This is a genomic window from Streptomyces sp. S07_1.15, from assembly GCF_020739505.1.
Taxonomy (GTDB): Bacteria; Actinomycetota; Actinomycetes; order Streptomycetales; family Streptomycetaceae; genus Streptomyces; species Streptomyces xinghaiensis.
On the sequence record NZ_JAJBZK010000001.1, the window covers coordinates 461065 to 476067 of the forward strand.

Here is a 15003-nt window from a genome sequence, read left to right on the forward strand (position 1 = left end):
AAGTGAGCGAGAGCCAGAACCTGCTGGCGGAGCAGCGGCGGGCACTGATCGTCGACGAGGTCAGGCGGCGGGGCGGTGTCCGGGTCAACGAGCTGACCCGGCGGCTCAACGTGTCGGACATGACGGTCCGCCGCGATCTGGACGCGCTCGCCCGGCAGGGCATGGTGGAGAAGGTGCACGGCGGGGCGGTGCCGGTCGCGGAGGCCAGTTCGCACGAACCTGGTTTCGAGGCGAAGTCCACGCTGGAGCCCACCGCCAAGGAGGAGATCGCCCGCGCCGCGGCGGGGCTGGTGGCCCCCGGCAGCGCCGTCGCGCTGTCCGGCGGGACGACGACGTACGCGGTGGCCCGCCGGCTGCTGGACATCCCGGACCTGACGGTGGTGACGAACTCCGTGCGGGTGGCCGACGTCTTCCACACCGCCCAGGGCACGGCCGCGTCCGCGCGCCCGGGCGCGCCCCGGCAGGCGCCGGCCACGGTGGTGCTGACGGGCGGGGTGCGCACCCCCTCGGACTCGCTGGTCGGCCCGGTGGCCGACCAGGCCATCCGGTCCCTCCACTTCGACCTGCTCTTCCTGGGGGTGCACGGCATCTCGGCGGAGGCCGGGCTGTCCACGCCCAACCTCGCCGAGGCGGAGACCAACCGGCGGCTGGTGCGTTCGGCGCGGAGGGTGGTGGTGGTCGCGGACCACACCAAGTGGGGCACGGTGGGGCTCAGTTCGTTCGCCTCGCTGGAGGAGGTGGACGTCCTGGTGACGGACCCGGGCCTGTCGCCGGCCGCCCGGGCGGAGATCGCCGAACGGCTGCCGGAACTGATCGTCGCGGGCGAGGACGACACGGGGCGCGCCGCGGACGGCTGACCGCCGGATACGGGGACGGGGCCGGGGACGGGCCGTGATGGGGCCGTACGGATGCCCCCGCCCCGCGGCGGGTGTTCCGTCAGCGGCCCCGCCACTCGCCGGTGGCGAGCAGTGTGGTGATCGCGTCGCTGTACGGGGCGATGTCCAGGCCCTGCTCCTCCAGCCAGGCGTCGGAGTAGTACTTGTCGAGATAGCGGTCGCCCGCGTCGCAGATGAGGGTCACGACGCTGCCCCGCTCCCCGGCGGCGGCCATCTCGGCCACGATCTTCAGGGCGCTCCACAGCCCGGTGCCGGTGGAGCCGCCCGCCTTGCGGCCGATGGCGCCCTCCAGGGCCCGGACGGCGGCGACGCTGGCGGCGTCCGGGACCTTCATCATCCGGTCGATCGCGCCGGGGACGAAGCTGGGCTCCATCCGGGGGCGGCCGATGCCCTCGATGCGGGAGGCGGCCTCGCAGCGGGCGTCCGTGTCGCCGGTCGTCCAGCCCTGGTAGAAGCAGGAGTTCTCCGGGTCGGGGACGCAGACGCGGGTGTCGTACTGCATGTAGTGGATGTACCGGGCGATGGTCGCGGAGGTGCCGCCGGTACCGGCGGTGGCGACGATCCAGGCGGGCTCCGGGTAGCGCTCCATGCGGAGCTGGTCGTAGATCGATTCGGCGATGTTGTTGTTGCCGCGCCAGTCGGTGGCCCGCTCCGCGTAGGTGAACTGGTCCATGTAGTGGCCCCCGGACTCGGCGGCGAGCGTGGCCGATACCTCGTAAACCGTCCGCGGGTCGTCCACCAGATGGCACCGGCCGCCCTGGAACTCGATCAGCCGCATCTTCTCCCGGCTGGTGGTGCGCGGCATCACCGCGATGAAGGGCACGCCGATCAGCTGGGCGAAGTACGCCTCGGAGACGGCGGTGGAGCCGCTGGACGCCTCGATCACGGGTTTGCCCGGCCGGATCCACCCGTTGCACAGCCCGTACAGGAAGAGCGAACGGGCCAGCCGGTGTTTGAGACTGCCGGTCGGATGGGTGGACTCGTCCTTGAGGTACAGGTCGATGCCCCAGCCGGCGGGCAGCGGGAAGCGCAGCAGATGGGTGTCGGCCGAGCGGTTGGCGTCGGCCTGGACCTTCCGCACGGCGTCGTTGAGCCAGGCCCGGTACCCGGGGTCGCTGCGGTCCGTGTCGAGGGTGACGGCCGGACAGCCGGCCCGTTCCTGCTCCGTGGTGCCCACCAGCGCCGCTCCTCGCGTTCACGTCCCGGGCCCGGACGCGCCGGCGCCGGGTCGGCTCGATCATAGGCCGGGGCTGGTGTCCGGGGCCGGTCGCGGGCACACTGACCGGCAGGGCGCAATCGAGCGGGGCGGACGGAGCGGTCCGGTCGGGACCTGAGGGGGCGGTACGGATGGCGGAGCCGCAGTTCAAGGCCACACGGGTGGGGATCGGGCACCGGCTGCGCTCCCTGACCCGGGCCGGGCAGGTGCAGATCCGGGACGGCAAGCTGACGCTGATGAACAGCCAGGGCACCGAGATCGACAGCGCGCCGGTGCATCTGGTGCGGGCCGACAAGCCCTGGTTCGCGAACGGCGACGAGGCGCTGGCCACGGTCAACGGCAACCGCTACCGGCTCAAACTGGGCGCGCGCGACCCGGAGCCCGGCGAGGACGGCCCGCCCTCGGCGAGCAGCTTCTTCGACGCGGTGCGCACGGCCGGAGGGGACGCCGCCCGCGAGTGACGTGCGGCGGCGCGAGTTGCGGCCGAGCGGGTCCGGGTCCAGGCTGGTGGGACGTAACCGAGGGTTAACCGGCGGTGACGCTTCTCTCCGGGCCCCGCCGGGCACATACAGCAGTCACACCCAGGCTTGGGTGCGTTCCGTTGGATGCGTTTCGGTCCCCGAACCTCTCAGGGAGTCGCAGCCGTGATCAGCAAGCCACGCGGGCACTGCACGGTGGAGCTCCAGGCCCTGCCGTCGCGTATCGGCCAGGTACGCAGAATCGTCTCGGCGCATCTTCGGTACTGGCGTCTCGACCCCTTGATCGACGCGGCGGCGCTCGGAGTCACCGAGCTGCTCAGCAATGTCCACCGCCATGCCCAGCCGGACAAGAACTGCACGGTCGAGATCCTTCTGCTGCCGGACCATTTGACGGTCTCGGTGCAGGACAGCGATCCCCGGGTGCCCCGTGTCCACGCCGCCGGCGCCTCCGCCACCTACGGCCGGGGGCTCTCCATGATCGCTTCCGTCAGTGAGAGCTGGGGGGTGCGGGAAGGGGACGGGGGCCGCGGCAAGGCCGTGTGGTTCTCTCTGCACGCCCCGGTCACCGCCGGCCCCGGCTCACCCCCGCCCGCCGCCGGGCCGGCCCGCGCAGCGCGGCGGTCCGCCGGGGCGGGGCCGGCCGCCGCTCCGCTGTCCGGTGCCGGTGCCGGTGCCGGTGCCGGTGCCGGTGCCGGTGCCGGTGCGCCGCTCCGGCACACCCCGGTGGCGCCGCGCGAACCGGCCGCGGCCGGCGCCCGCGCCCCGGGCTGACCGGCCGTCGGCCGCCGCGCCCGGCCGGCCCCCGCGCCGGGCGCCCGTCCCGTTCCTCAGCCGGCGAGGGTTCCCAGCGGGTCGTCCAGGACCGGCTGCCAGGCCAGCTCGGCCGCGCCGACCAGGCTGTTGTGGTCCAGCGCGCACTCCAGCACCGGCACACTGCCGCTCCGGCCCCACAGGCTGCGCTCGGCGACCACCGCCCGCAGCCGCTCCGGGTCGGCCTTGAGCAGATCCTGGTAGAGGCCGCCGAGCACGATCCGGTCCGGGTTGAGGATGTTGACGAGCCCGGCCAGTCCGAGTCCGAGACGGGCGACGAGCAGATGGGCGGCGCTCCGTACGGCCGGGTCGCCGTACTCCGTGCGGAGCAGGTCGCGGGAGCGCTGGAGCAGGGAGACCTCCGGGCCGGGGTCGCGCCCGGCGGCCGTCACGAAGGCCAGCGGGTCGGCCTCGACGTCGAGACAGCCGCGGTTGCCGCAGTGGCACGGGCGGCCGTCCGGGTTGACGGTCAGATGCCCGACCTCCAGGGCGAGGCCGGAACTCCCGGTGTGCAGACGCCCGTCGAGGACGAGCGCACCGCCGACACCGCGGTGGCCGGTGGCCACGACGAGCAGATCGCGGGCGCCGCGGCCGGCGCCGTGCCGGTGCTCGGCGAGCGCCGCGAGGTTGACGTCGTTGCCGGCGAAGACGGCCGGGCCGCCGGGAGAGCCGGGGCCGCCGGACGTGCCGGGGAGGATGCCCGCGTCCCGTACCGCCTCGCGGAAGAGCTCCCGGACCGGTGCGCCGACGGGCCAGGCCAGATGGAGCGGGTTGAGGGCGGTACCCTCCGGCTCGGCCACCGCCGAGGGGACGGCCAGCCCGGCGCCCACGCAGCGGCGGCCGCTCTCCGCGAGCAGCCCGGCCCCCGCCTCGACGACGGCCGCGAGGACGTGCCCGGGGTCGGCCGGTACGTCCTGGCAGCCGGGCGCGGTGGCGACGATGCGGCCGCCGAGCCCGACCAGCGCGGCGCGGAAGCCGTCGGCGTGCACCTGCGCCGCCAGCACCACCGGTCCCCCGGCGTCGACGGCCAGCCGGTGCGAGGGCCTGCCCTGCGCCCCGGCGGCACCGCCCGGCCGGGAGTCCACCGTGATCAGGCCCAGCGCCTCCAGCTCGGCGGCGACGGCTCCGGCGGTCGCCCGCGTCACCCCGAGCTCCGCCGTGAGGACGGCACGGGTGGGTGCCCGTCCAGTGTGTACGAGCTCCAGCGCCGGGCCGAGGGCGTTGCGGCCTCTCTCCAGCCGTGTTGTCCGAGATGGGGTCACCCCCCTATTCTCACTTTGTGCCGACCCTGAACAAAATACGGACGCTCGGTTCGGGCGGAAAGGGCGGCGACACCGCCGGTCCCGTACCGAACCGGCTGCGTACCGCGCTCACCCTCTTCTTCGCCCTGGACGGCTTCGTGTTCGCCGGCTGGGTCGTCCGCATCCCCTCGGTCAAGGAGCAGACCGGCGCCACCGCGGGCGACCTCGGTCTGGCCCTGCTCGGCGTCTCCGCGGGCGCGGTGGCCACCATGACGGTCACCGGCCGCCTCTGCGACCGCTTCGGCACCGCACGGGTGACGGTCGCCAGTGCCGCCCTGCTCTCGCTGAGCGTCGCGCTGCCGGCCCTCACCCACTCCGTGCTCGCCCTGGGGCTGGTGCTGCTGCTGTTCGGCACCGGGTACGGGGCCGTCAACGTGGCGATGAACAGCGCGGCCGTGGACCTGGTGGCCGCGCTGCGCCGCCCGGTGATGCCGTCGTTCCACGCCGCGTTCAGCCTCGGCGGCATGGTCGGGGCGGGCCTGGGCGGCCTGGTCGCCGGGCAGCTCTCCGCCGCCCGGCATCTGGCCGCGCTGAGCCTCGTCGCCCTGCTCGTCACCGCGGCCGCGGGGCGCGTCCTCCTGGCGCACCCGATTCCCGTTCCGGAGCGCGCCCTCTCCCGTACGCCCCGCGCGGACTCCGGCGTCCGCACGGCCGCACGCGCTCCCCGGCACACCACCCGCACCCGCCGGGCGGTGCTCCTCTTCGGCTTCATCGCCTTCTGCACCGCGTACGGCGAGGGCGCGCTCGCGGACTGGGGCGCGCTCCACCTCCAGCAGGACCTGGCGGCCCATCCCGGTGTCGCCGCCGCGGGCTACGCCCTCTTCGCCCTGGCCATGACGGTGGGCCGGCTGACCGGCACCGCGCAGCTGCTGCGGCTCGGCCGGACCCGCGCCCTCGTGGCCGGAGGCGCGACGGCCGCCGCGGGGATGCTGCTCGGCGCGCTGGCGCCCACCGTCTGGCTCGCCCTGCTCGGTTTCGCGGTGACGGGCCTGGGGCTGGCCAACGTCTTCCCCGTCGCCGTCGAACGGGCCGGGGCGCTGGCGGGCCCGAGGGGCGTGGCCACCGCCTCCACGCTCGGCTACGGCGGCATGCTGCTCGGCCCGCCCGCCATCGGCTTCCTGGCCGACTGGTACTCCCTGCCCGCCGCGCTCACCACCGTCGCGGTCCTGGCCGGGCTGTCCGCGCTGGCCGCCCCGCTCCTCGGACGGACGGTGAGCCCGGACGCCGGGCCGCGAGCGGCCGGAGAGGCTGACGCCCCGGCTTCCCCCGGCGGGCCGTGAACCCGGCGCGCCGGGACGGGCCCGCCGGGACGGACTCACTGCAGCAGCCGGACCGCCAGCAGCAGGATCCCGCCGGCCGCCAGGCACAGCACGCCCCGCCGGAGCCACCGGTACTTGACCGCCAGGATCAGCCCGAGGGTGCACGACTGCTCCACCATCCACCGCTGCGGCTCCCGGCCCGCCCGCGCCACCCGGGGCAGCAGCGCCTCCGCCGACGCACCGCCCGGGAACCGTGTCAGGTCCGCGAAGAAGGTTCCGTCGGCGGCGGCCGCCGCGGCCACCGGGCGGCCGGGCGGGCGCCTGCGCGGCACCACCACGGCCGCCAGCATGACCACCCCCGCGGTCCACAGCAGCACCCCGGCCGCGGCGGCGGCCGACGGCAGGGCCGGCAGCCCGTCCCCGTACCAGGTCAGCACCATGACGAGGACCGCCATCGCCCCGGAGAGCAGGATCGACGCCTTGGTGTCGGCCCGGCCCATTTCCTCCCGCACCGTGTTGAGCAGGCGCTCGGCGACGAGGTGCGCGCCGGGCCCGGCCGGCCGGCGCTCGCCGCGGGCGTCCGGGGAACCGGTACCCGCGAGCCCGGCCGGCGGGCCCCCGGGCGCCGGAGTGCCGGCCGGGCTCCCGCCCGCACCCGCCGGTGGCGTCGTCGTCATCCGTCACCCCCCGCCGGGCCGTGCCGGGCCGGCGCTCGGGGCGCTGCCGCCGCCCGGACCGTCCTCCCGCTCCGCCTCCCAGAAGGGCCGGGGCCGCGCCGGCTCGTGCCCGCCGGCCGCGCCGCCGCCGGCGTCCAGGACGCGGTGTGAGGCGTCCCCGGCCGTCTCGACGACCCGCCGGGTGCCGGTGCGCAGGAACTCCACCACGGCCTGCGCCTGGTCGCCGAGCTGCCAGGTCTCCAGGAGGTTGCCGTCGATCAGCCGCCCGATGAGCTCCATCGAGTCCTGGCGCGCCTCGCGCTGCTCGTTCCGCAGCATGGCGTGGATCTTCGGCAGGTCCTGCGGGTTCCGGGCCATCATCTCGGCCATGAGGGCGGTCTCGCCGCGCTCCAGGGCGCCCTGGAAGTGCGCGGTCCACTCCCGGATGCTGTTCCGCTCGCCCTCGTCCTTCAGCCGCCGCAGGTCCTGGTCGATCCGCTCCAGCACCGTCAGATGCCGGGCCTCGACCACCCGTTCGGTGTGCCGGACCGTCAGCTCGTCCGGGCCGATGTCCGCGAACACCTCGAGTTCCAGCCCGAACGCGCTGCCCGGGTCACTGCCGCCGAGCACTTCGCCGACCGCCTCGTTCGCGGCCTTCACCTCGTGGACGGCGTACCGCCGGGTGACCTCGCGGAGCCGCGACTCCAGTTCGGGGATCATCAGCTGGGCCACGTCCGACACCTGGCTGGTCGCCACCGTGTACGGGTCGCGCACGCGCCAGCGGACCTTGACCCGGGCCGGGAAGAACAGGGCGCTGTCGGCGGTCGGCAGCTTCACCTCGAACTGGGCGACGTGCCAGCCGAGCTGGACGTCGACCACCGTGTAGGGGCGGGAGAAGAAGCGGAGCCAGTGCCCGCGGTCGCCCTCGGGATTCACCACCCGCGTGGAGCGCATGCGGTAGTAGAGCACCGAGGCGACCTGGGCGCTCGGGTGCCGGTAGGGCCACTTCGGGGTGTACTCGCGGACGAACGGGCCGGCGAGGTCCTGCGACGGACCGGCCACGGCGGGCCGGGGTCTGTGGGCGGATACCGGCCCGCCGGGGACCTGCGCGGGCAGCCCGGGCATTCCCGTGCGGGACTGGTGCGGTTGAACGGTCATGGTGCGGTGTTCCCTTCCCCTGATGCCATTGCTTGCCGGACCCGCGCGGTCACCGCCGGGTCGACGGACTCGTCGGGGTCCCGCTCCAGCCGGGCCGCCAGATGGCGCAGGCGTTCCCGGCCGGGCTCGTCGGCGGCCACCAGCGGCAGGAACCGGCAGAGTTCCTCCAGCAGCGCCGTGTCCCGCTCCCCCCGGCGGATCCAGTCCGCGAGCGCGGTGAGTACGGCGTCGCGGGACCGGCCGTTGTCCAGCGCGAACCGCACCAGATCGGCCAGCCGGTGGCGCTCGCCCGGTTCGACCGCCAGCAAGGCGGCCACCAGCGGCCGGCTCAGATACGGCTCCAGCTCCGCCCGGTCCTCCAGCCCCCACAGCGCCCAGGCCCGCATCGACACGGAGCCCACCACGCAGAGCAGGCCGAGGTCCCGGCGGCTCGCCCGTCCGTCGCCGAGCCAGCGTCCGATGCGGGTGACGACGGTGCCGGGCGCGGGGCCGGCGAGCAGCCGGACGACGCTGTAGGCGGTGTCCTCCAGCAGGCCCCAGTCCGTCTCCGTCTCCGCCGCGCCGCCGTCACGGTCCGCGGCGGCACCGGCCAGCCGGCCCAGCTCGTCGAGGCCGGCGGTGAGCGACTCCTCCACGGAGCCGTAGCCGTGCACCAGCGCGGCGGTGCGGCGCAGCAGCGGGTCCGTGCCCCGGGCCCAGCCGCGGACCAGGGCGCGTGCCGCCCCCCGGACCGCCTCGTGGCGGGCGCCCTCGGCGGTCGCCGTGGCGGCGGCCATCCGCTGGGACGCGGAGTCGGCGGCGGCCATCGGCAGCACCAGTTCGGCCAGCGCGTACGGGTAGTCGCGCCAGGACAGCGCGCCGGTGGCCACCGCGGCCGGCACCCAGACGGCGGGCCGGGAGTCGTCGCACAGGGTGCGCAGCCAGCGGGAGAGCGGGCCGCGCGCGTTGTGGTGCTGGTCCCAGATGTGGCCGAGGACGGCCGAGGACAGCGCACGGCCCTGGAAACGGACCGTGCGCACCGGCACCTCGACGTCCCCGACCGGAGCCGCGCCGTCCTCCAGCACCGCACGGGCGGCGGTCAGCCTGGCCTGGAGGTTGTCGGTGAACAGGGGCCGGCCGGGCACCTCCTCGGGTGCCCAGGTCGCGGCGAACTCCCAGGCCAGTTGTTCGGCCGCCTCGGCCGCGACGCTGTACGGGGCGCCGTTGTACACGGCGAGCGCGCTCCGGAAGGCCGCGGGACGGAGGGTCGTCAGCGCGGTGCCCAGGCTGCCGCCGCGGCCGGCTCCGGCGAACCAGGCCCGGGCCTGGCGGGCGGCGAACCCGGCGCACTCGGCGCGCAGCCCGTCGTCCGTCAGTTCGCCCACGGCGTGGCGCGCCAGCAGGCCGGCGAGGGTGACGGCCTCGTGGGGGCGCAGTTGTTCCAGCCCGAGGGCCCCGGTCACGTCCTCGCCGCAGGAGGCGGCGACCGCGCGTTCGACGGCTTCGGTGCCGCCGGTGCCGAGGAGGGGGCGCAGATGGCGGCGGAGCACGCTCTCCGCGTCCGGCGGCCGGAAGAGGGTGCCGTAGCGGCCGCGCAGCAGTTCGTCGGCGAAGTCGCCCGCGTCCACGACGAGGACGGCGTAGGCGTCGCGTGCGGTGAGCAGGTCGCGCAGCCGGTCGAGGTGGATCTCGGCCGGACGGGCGCCCGCCCCGCTGCGTGCCGGGTGATCCCCGCCGGGGGTCCCGGCCGGGGTGTCGCCGGCTCCGGCCCGGGCGGGGAAGCCGTCCACGGCGATCTCGGTGAGGTAGCCGTGGCCGTCCTGGATGTCCGTGTCGGCGATCCGGTCCAGCTCGGTGCGCGGGTCCATGCGTTCGACGGTGCCGCGGGTGAGCTCGTCGAGGAGGGAGAGCGCCGCGTAGCCGCGGCCGGTGCCGGGGTCGCCGCAGAGCGCGATGATCCGCCGTTCCGTGAGCAGGGCGCGCAGTTCCCGGTATCCGGGGGGCTCGGCGAAGACGAGGCGCAGGGCGCGCAGTTCGTCCCGCGGTACGGCGCCGGAGACCAGGGAGGGGCGGCCGCCGAACTGGTAGACGTCGCCGACGTGGACGGCGCCCGCCGCGCTGTCCACGACCGTGTTCGCGCCGTGCACCGTGAAGTTGGCGCGGGCCTCGCGCACCGCCTGCGCGGCGTCCGCTCCGCCGCCGGCCGGGCCGCGCGGCCCCTGGAGGGCGCGCGGCCGCTCCGGGGAGGCGCCGGCCCTGTCCTCGCCCGGCTCGTCCCGGCCGGGGCCGGCCGCGGCGTCCCTGCCGCCGGCGGCCGGCGCCGCGCCCGCTTCCTCGTCGCTCACCGGGCCCCGCCCCCGCCCGTGCGCCGCTTCCGCCCCTGTTCGACCGCGGTGGAGCCGGCCTCGAAGGTGCTGCCGTCGATGACGGTGTTGTCCCCGTCGATCTGCTCGAAGAGGTACTTGGGCGCCTCCCGGCGCGGTTCCGGCGGTACCGGTTGCCGGTCCTTCTCCTGACCGGTCTCACCGGTACCGCCGGGCGCGCCCGTCCGGGACCCCTCCCCCGAAGGGTTCCCGGTGGCCGGGGCCGGTCCCGCCGCGGGCAGCGGGGGGACCGGCAGTCCGGGGACGTGGAACCAGGCGGTCAGCCCGGCCTGCTTGACCTCCACCGGCGCGGGCCGGTAGTGCTCGGGCTCGACGAACCGGCCGCCCTCGGCGACGACCGACTGGTACAGCCAGTCGGAGACGACGAACACGAGGTCCGAGCGGGGCGCCGCCGCCAGGACCCGGCGCGCGGCGGCGCTGTCGCACAGCCCGCACGCCTGGTCGACGGCCGAGCCGACCAGTCCGCGGCCGTCGTCGGCCACCGGCCCCGCGTGCATCCCGATCCGGAGCCGCAGCCGGGCGTCCGGGCGGCCGCCCCGGTTGTGCTCGCGCAGCCCCTGGTAGATCTCCTCCAGCCACAGGCCGACCATGGCCTCCGGCGGCGTCGCCGGGTCGGTCGCCAGCAGCACCCCGTCGCCGCGGTCCTCCAGGTGCACCCGGTCCGCGGGCAGGTCCACCGCGCACAGCGCCTCCTCGACCAGCCGGTACACCATGTCGCGCAGATGGAGCTTGCCCCGCAGGTCCCGCTGGGAGGAGCCCTCCGCGTCCACACTGACGATCAGCCGGTTGACGGCTTGTCTGGTCCCCACTGGTACTCCTCGGCTGCGTGGCGTGCTCGACGGGACCAGACTGGCCCGGGCACGGCTCCCTGTCCGTAGCCGTTTACACAGTTGGACACATCTCGCCGCCGCCGCCCCGCGTGCCACTCGCGCCGGGCCCGGCGGCCCGGCGGCCGGATCCGGCTACCCGGCCTGTCCCGCCCGGCCGGACTCGCCGGTGGACTCGCCGCGGGCGAGGAGCCGCAGCAGCGCGGGGTTCTCCACCACCAGACGGCGGTGCGCCGTGCTCACCACGCCCTGCTCGCGCAGCAGCCGCAGGGCCTTGGCGACGGCCTCCCGGGTGGTGCCGATCGCGGCGGCGAGATCGTGCTGGGGCATGGGGAGGGCGATGGCCACCCCGCCGCCCTCGGCCGAGGCGCCCGCCCGGTCGGACAGTTCGACGATCCGCGCGGCCAGCCGCCGCAGAACGGTCTCGGAGGCCAGGGCCCGGCGTTCGCCGTCGGAGCTGCGCAGCCGGGAGCTGAGCTGCCGCATGATCGGGCCGTTGGCGGCGGGGTGCGTGGCCAGGAAGCCGCGGAAGCGGTCGCCGGGGATGACGAGGGTGTCCAGCGGGCCGAGGGCGGTGATGGTGGCGCTGCGCGGGCCGCGGTCGACGGCCGCGAGGTCACCGACCACGGATCCGGCCCCCCGGACGGCGAGGATCAGCCGGCCGCCCCGCTCGGTGTCGACGGAGACGGTGGCCCAGCCCCTGAGGATGGCGACGACGAAGGACGTGCGGTCGCGCTCGCGCATCAGCACGTCCCCCGGGGCGTACCGGCGTGGGGTGCCGAGCCCGATCAGCGCGGTCCGGTCCTGCGCGGGAAGGGCGTCCAGAAAGGAGCGCCCCTGTTCGAAAAGGCCCACCGGGCCACCCCCATCCGGTGCTGCACGCGCGGGGCGCGCGGGTCCTCCCGCGGCCGCCGGGCCGTGTGCGCCGGAACGCTACCGAGTGCCCGACGGGTAGTCAAAAGTCCTTGACAGCACGGTTGTCCAAGTTGTGGATCTTCTTCGCTCGCGGGCCGGTGCGCCCTGTCGCCGGGCCGGCACTCCGGCCGGAGACGCACGCGCGGGCGTCCGGCCCGGTCATGTCTCCGGGCCCCGGGGCGGCCCGGGCCCCCCGTCCGGTGCCGGCGGGCGGCCGTCGTCCGTCCGGCCGGGTTCCAGGGGCGGGCTGGTGAGCCCGCAGTGCGCGGTGCACTGGGGCCGTTCCGGCTTCTCGCCGTCCCCGGCCAGCCGCCCCGTCGGCATGGTGAGCCGGGAGATCAGCGCGCCCAGCACCATCAGCCCGGCACAGAGCGGCAGGGCGGCGGCGAAGGCTCGGTCCATGGCCTCCGGGACGCGGTACTCGTCGCTGGAGAGGCCGACCGCCAGGGGCAGCGCGGCCACGGCGAGGAGCTGGGCGATCCGGGCCGCGGCGTTGTTCACCCCGCTGGCGGTCCCCGCCCGTCCGGTGTCGGCGGCGGCCAGCACGGTCGCCGTCAGCGGCGCCACGAAGAGGCTCATCCCCAGACCCTGCAGAACGGTCGCCGGGAACACGTCCGGCCAGTAGGAACTGCCCGGCCGGGCCCGGCCCAGCAGCAGCACGCCCACCGCCGCGACCAGCGGCCCCGCCGTCAGCGGCAGCCGGGGGCCGGTCCGCTGCGCCAGCTCTCCCGCCGGTCCGGACAGCGCGATCATCAGCAGGGTGACCGGCAGCGACGCGATCCCGGCCTCCATCGCGTCGTAGCCGACCACGTTCTGCAGCTGGGTCGGCAGCAGGAAGAACACCCCGCCGATCGCCGCGTACAGACACAGCGTCACGACGTTGACCCAGGTGAAGAGCCGGGACCGGAAGAGCGACAGCGGAAGCATCGGACGCGGTGTCCGGCGTTCGTGCCGGACGAAGAGCACACCGCACAGCACACCCCCGGCGGCGGTCGCGGCGGCGATGATTCCCTCCGGGCCGCCGGAGGCCTCGATGAGCGCGTGGGTGATGCCGGCGAGCGACAGGGCCGCCAGGACGCCGCCCGTGATGTCGAACCGCCCGGACGCCAGCGGGTCGCGGCTCTCCGGCACCCGGCGGGTGAGGAGGAGGACGACAGCGGCGAGCGGCACGTTGATGTAGAAGATCCAGCGCCAGCCGGGACCGTCCACCAGCCAGCCGCCGAGGAACGGGCCGACCGCGATGGCCACCCCGCCGAGCCCGGACCACAGCCCGACCGCCCGCGCCCGGTCCTCCGGGCGGAAGGACGCCTGGATCAGCGCCAGCGAGCCCGGGGTCAGCAGGGCTCCCCCGACGCCCTGCAGTGCCCGCGCGGCGATCAGCACGGTGTCCGTCCAGGCCAGTCCGCAGAGCACGGAGGCGACCGCGAACCAGACCACGCCCAGTGCGAACACCCGCCGCCGGCCGTACCGGTCGCCGAGCGCTCCCCCGAGCAGCATCAGTCCGGCGAGCGTCAGCATGTAGGCGTTGACCGTCCACTGCAGCACGGACAGCGGCACACCGAACTCGGCGCCGATCCTGGGCAGCGCCACCGTGACCACGGTGCCGTCCAGCATCGCCATGCCGGAGCCCAGCACGGCGGCGGCCAGCACCAGCCGCCCGGCCGGAGAACCCGGGCGCAGATCTCCGGGCTGGGTCATGCGGCACTCCCGGGGCAGGCGGTACGGATGCCGTGGCCGGCCGCTCCCGGCGGCCGGTGCGCGACGGCGCGCCCCCGCCCGGTGTGTCCGGACACCCGGGCGGGCCCTTGCCGGCGGCAGCCCCACCGTATCCGCGCGGGCGCGGCCGGTCCGTGACGGCACGGCGGTGGATGCGGCGGTCCGGCCGCGGGAGCGGCGCCCGGGCCAGGGCCGGGACGGTCCGGCCGTGGCCCGGGGAAAACGCTGCCCCGGCCTGCGCACGGCCGCCACCGGTCATCGGCCGCGCGGGCCGGGCGGCACCGGCCGCGCTACGGCATCCCGGTCCCGTACTCCGGCCGGGTCCACTCGCCGACCACCGCCGAGGCCACCAGGACCACGGCCACGATGGCGGCGAACACCCACAGGGGCCGCAGCCGGTGTATCCGCACCCGCAGGCCCCCGGCGGCGTACCGCTGCCGCGCCGGGGGCCTGCGCCGCCCGGCGGCCCGCCCGGCACGCCTCTTCCAGTACACGAGCCGGTAATAGAGCTTCAGCAAGACTCCCCCTCGTTCCGGTCCCCGGCCCCCGCCGGCACACGCGTCCGGCGCGGCACGCCCCCCTCCGCCCGGAGCCCCGCCGCCTCCGCGCGCACCACGTTTCTATCGTGCCCGTCGGACATCCGCGATCCCGGACGGCACCGGGCTCCGGGACCCGGTGCCGACGTGGCCGGCCCGCCCGCCCCGCACCTCCGCGGACCTTCGCGCACGGCCGGCGGGGTACCGGCACACCGGCCGCCTCGGCCTCCGGCCACCGGCGTTGTCGGCCCCGGCTGTTACGTTCCGCAGCATGATCCGACGCGTGCCGTTCACCGGCGACGAGAAGCAGAGTCTGCACACCAGTCTCGACCGGCACCGCGATGTGGTGCTGTGGAAGCTCGAAGGGCTGGACGACGAGCAGGTGCGCCGCCCCATGACGCCTTCCGGCACCAGCCTGCTGGGCCTGGTGAAGCATCTGGCCTGCGTCGAGTACGGCTGGTTCTGCGACACGTTCGGGCGGGAGGCGGAACCGCTCTGGTTCGATCCCTTCGAGAACGAGGACATGACCATCGCGCCGGACGAGACCACCGCCGCCATCGTGGACTTCTACCGCCGCGCCCGGGCCGCCGCCGACCGCACCGTCCGCGAGCTCCCGCTCGACGCCCTCGGCACTTCCTGGAACGGCAACGAGGTGTCCCTGCGCTGGGTCCTGATCCACATGCTGGAGGACACCGTGCGGCACGCCGGGCACATGGACATCCTCCGCGAGCTGATCGACGGCGCCACGGGCGACTTCCCGGGTCCCCCGTGAGGAGTACTGCGGACCGCGCCGGACGGCGGGCCGGGCGCGCCCGCGCGGGGACCGGGCCCCGCCCGGCACCGTCGCGCCCGCGCCCCGCGCCCGGCCGTC

14 protein-coding genes are annotated in these 15003 nt (G+C 75.8%); 5 read left to right on the forward strand and 9 right to left on the reverse strand.

Translation table 11 applies throughout. The features are described from left to right. Positions 1–2 precede the first annotated feature (2 nt). Positions 3–857: a DeoR/GlpR family DNA-binding transcription regulator gene (locus tag LIX60_RS02055; protein WP_227956924.1), complete on the forward strand. Its 855-nt coding sequence runs from the start codon at positions 3–5 to the stop codon at positions 855–857. Between the two features lie 79 nt (positions 858–936). Here the strand turns inward: LIX60_RS02055 and LIX60_RS02060 are convergent, their stop codons facing one another. Continuing rightward, entirely contained in the window at positions 937–2073 is a 1137-nt protein-coding gene (locus LIX60_RS02060; RefSeq protein ID WP_308101063.1) for a PLP-dependent cysteine synthase family protein, read from the reverse strand. Positions 2074–2243: 170 nt separating this feature from the next. Between LIX60_RS02060 and LIX60_RS02065 the strand changes: the two genes are divergently transcribed. Next, on the forward strand, positions 2244–2573 hold the full coding sequence (locus LIX60_RS02065) for a hypothetical protein (RefSeq protein ID WP_043466084.1): 330 nt from the start codon (positions 2244–2246) through the stop codon (positions 2571–2573). 183 nt (positions 2574–2756) lie between these two features. Then, positions 2757–3362, forward strand: coding sequence for an ATP-binding protein (locus LIX60_RS02070; RefSeq protein WP_227956925.1), 606 nt, complete (start codon positions 2757–2759; stop codon positions 3360–3362). Between the two features lie 56 nt (positions 3363–3418). Here the strand turns inward: LIX60_RS02070 and LIX60_RS02075 are convergent, their stop codons facing one another. Further along, positions 3419–4663, reverse strand: coding sequence for an ROK family protein (locus tag LIX60_RS02075; RefSeq protein WP_227956926.1), 1245 nt, complete (start codon positions 4661–4663; stop codon positions 3419–3421). Positions 4664–4680: 17 nt separating this feature from the next. Between LIX60_RS02075 and LIX60_RS02080 the strand changes: the two genes are divergently transcribed. After that, on the forward strand, positions 4681–5982 hold the full coding sequence (locus LIX60_RS02080; RefSeq protein ID WP_227956927.1) for an MFS transporter: 1302 nt from the start codon (positions 4681–4683) through the stop codon (positions 5980–5982). Between the two features lie 35 nt (positions 5983–6017). On the opposite strand, the gene LIX60_RS02085 is transcribed toward LIX60_RS02080, so the two are convergent. From LIX60_RS02085 to LIX60_RS02115, 7 genes are all read right to left on the reverse strand, one after another. Next, positions 6018–6638, reverse strand: a complete 621-nt coding sequence (locus LIX60_RS02085; protein ID WP_227956928.1) for a Pycsar system effector family protein — start codon at positions 6636–6638, stop codon at positions 6018–6020. 3 nt (positions 6639–6641) lie between these two features. After that, entirely contained in the window at positions 6642–7775 is a 1134-nt protein-coding gene (locus LIX60_RS02090; protein ID WP_227956929.1) for a hypothetical protein, read from the reverse strand. After that, complete coding sequence (locus LIX60_RS02095; RefSeq protein ID WP_227956930.1) at positions 7772–10099, reverse strand: hypothetical protein; 2328 nt, start codon at positions 10097–10099, stop codon at positions 7772–7774. Before LIX60_RS02095 ends, LIX60_RS02090 begins: the two co-directional genes overlap by 4 nt. Continuing rightward, positions 10096–10947, reverse strand: a complete 852-nt coding sequence (locus LIX60_RS02100; RefSeq protein WP_227956931.1) for a hypothetical protein — start codon at positions 10945–10947, stop codon at positions 10096–10098. Before LIX60_RS02100 ends, LIX60_RS02095 begins: the two co-directional genes overlap by 4 nt. 153 nt (positions 10948–11100) lie before the next feature. After that, positions 11101–11820 (reverse strand): Crp/Fnr family transcriptional regulator, encoded by a 720-nt coding sequence (locus LIX60_RS02105; protein ID WP_227956932.1) that lies wholly within the window; start codon positions 11818–11820, stop codon positions 11101–11103. Positions 11821–12039: 219 nt separating this feature from the next. Beyond that, positions 12040–13578 (reverse strand): MFS transporter, encoded by a 1539-nt coding sequence (locus LIX60_RS02110; RefSeq protein ID WP_227956933.1) that lies wholly within the window; start codon positions 13576–13578, stop codon positions 12040–12042. Between the two features lie 308 nt (positions 13579–13886). Continuing rightward, entirely contained in the window at positions 13887–14114 is a 228-nt protein-coding gene (locus LIX60_RS02115; RefSeq protein ID WP_227956934.1) for a hypothetical protein, read from the reverse strand. Between the two features lie 289 nt (positions 14115–14403). On the opposite strand from LIX60_RS02115, the gene LIX60_RS02120 reads away from it, so the two are divergent. Continuing rightward, positions 14404–14904 carry a DinB family protein gene (locus LIX60_RS02120; protein WP_227956935.1) on the forward strand — a complete coding sequence of 167 codons (501 nt, stop codon included), beginning with the start codon at positions 14404–14406 and terminating at the stop codon, positions 14902–14904. The last annotated feature ends 99 nt before the right edge of the window (positions 14905–15003 follow it).

Coding starts and splice junctions, on each gene's coding strand:
- LIX60_RS02065 (WP_043466084.1), top strand. CDS start 2,244: ATGGCGGAGCCGCAGTTCAAGGCCACACGGGTGGGGATCGGGCACCGG.
- LIX60_RS02085 (WP_227956928.1), bottom strand. CDS start 6,638: ATGACGACGACGCCACCGGCGGGTGCGGGCGGGAGCCCGGCCGGCACT.
- LIX60_RS02110 (WP_227956933.1), bottom strand. CDS start 13,578: ATGACCCAGCCCGGAGATCTGCGCCCGGGTTCTCCGGCCGGGCGGCTG.
- LIX60_RS02120 (WP_227956935.1), top strand. CDS start 14,404: ATGATCCGACGCGTGCCGTTCACCGGCGACGAGAAGCAGAGTCTGCAC.
- LIX60_RS02090 (WP_227956929.1), bottom strand. CDS start 7,775: ATGACCGTTCAACCGCACCAGTCCCGCACGGGAATGCCCGGGCTGCCC.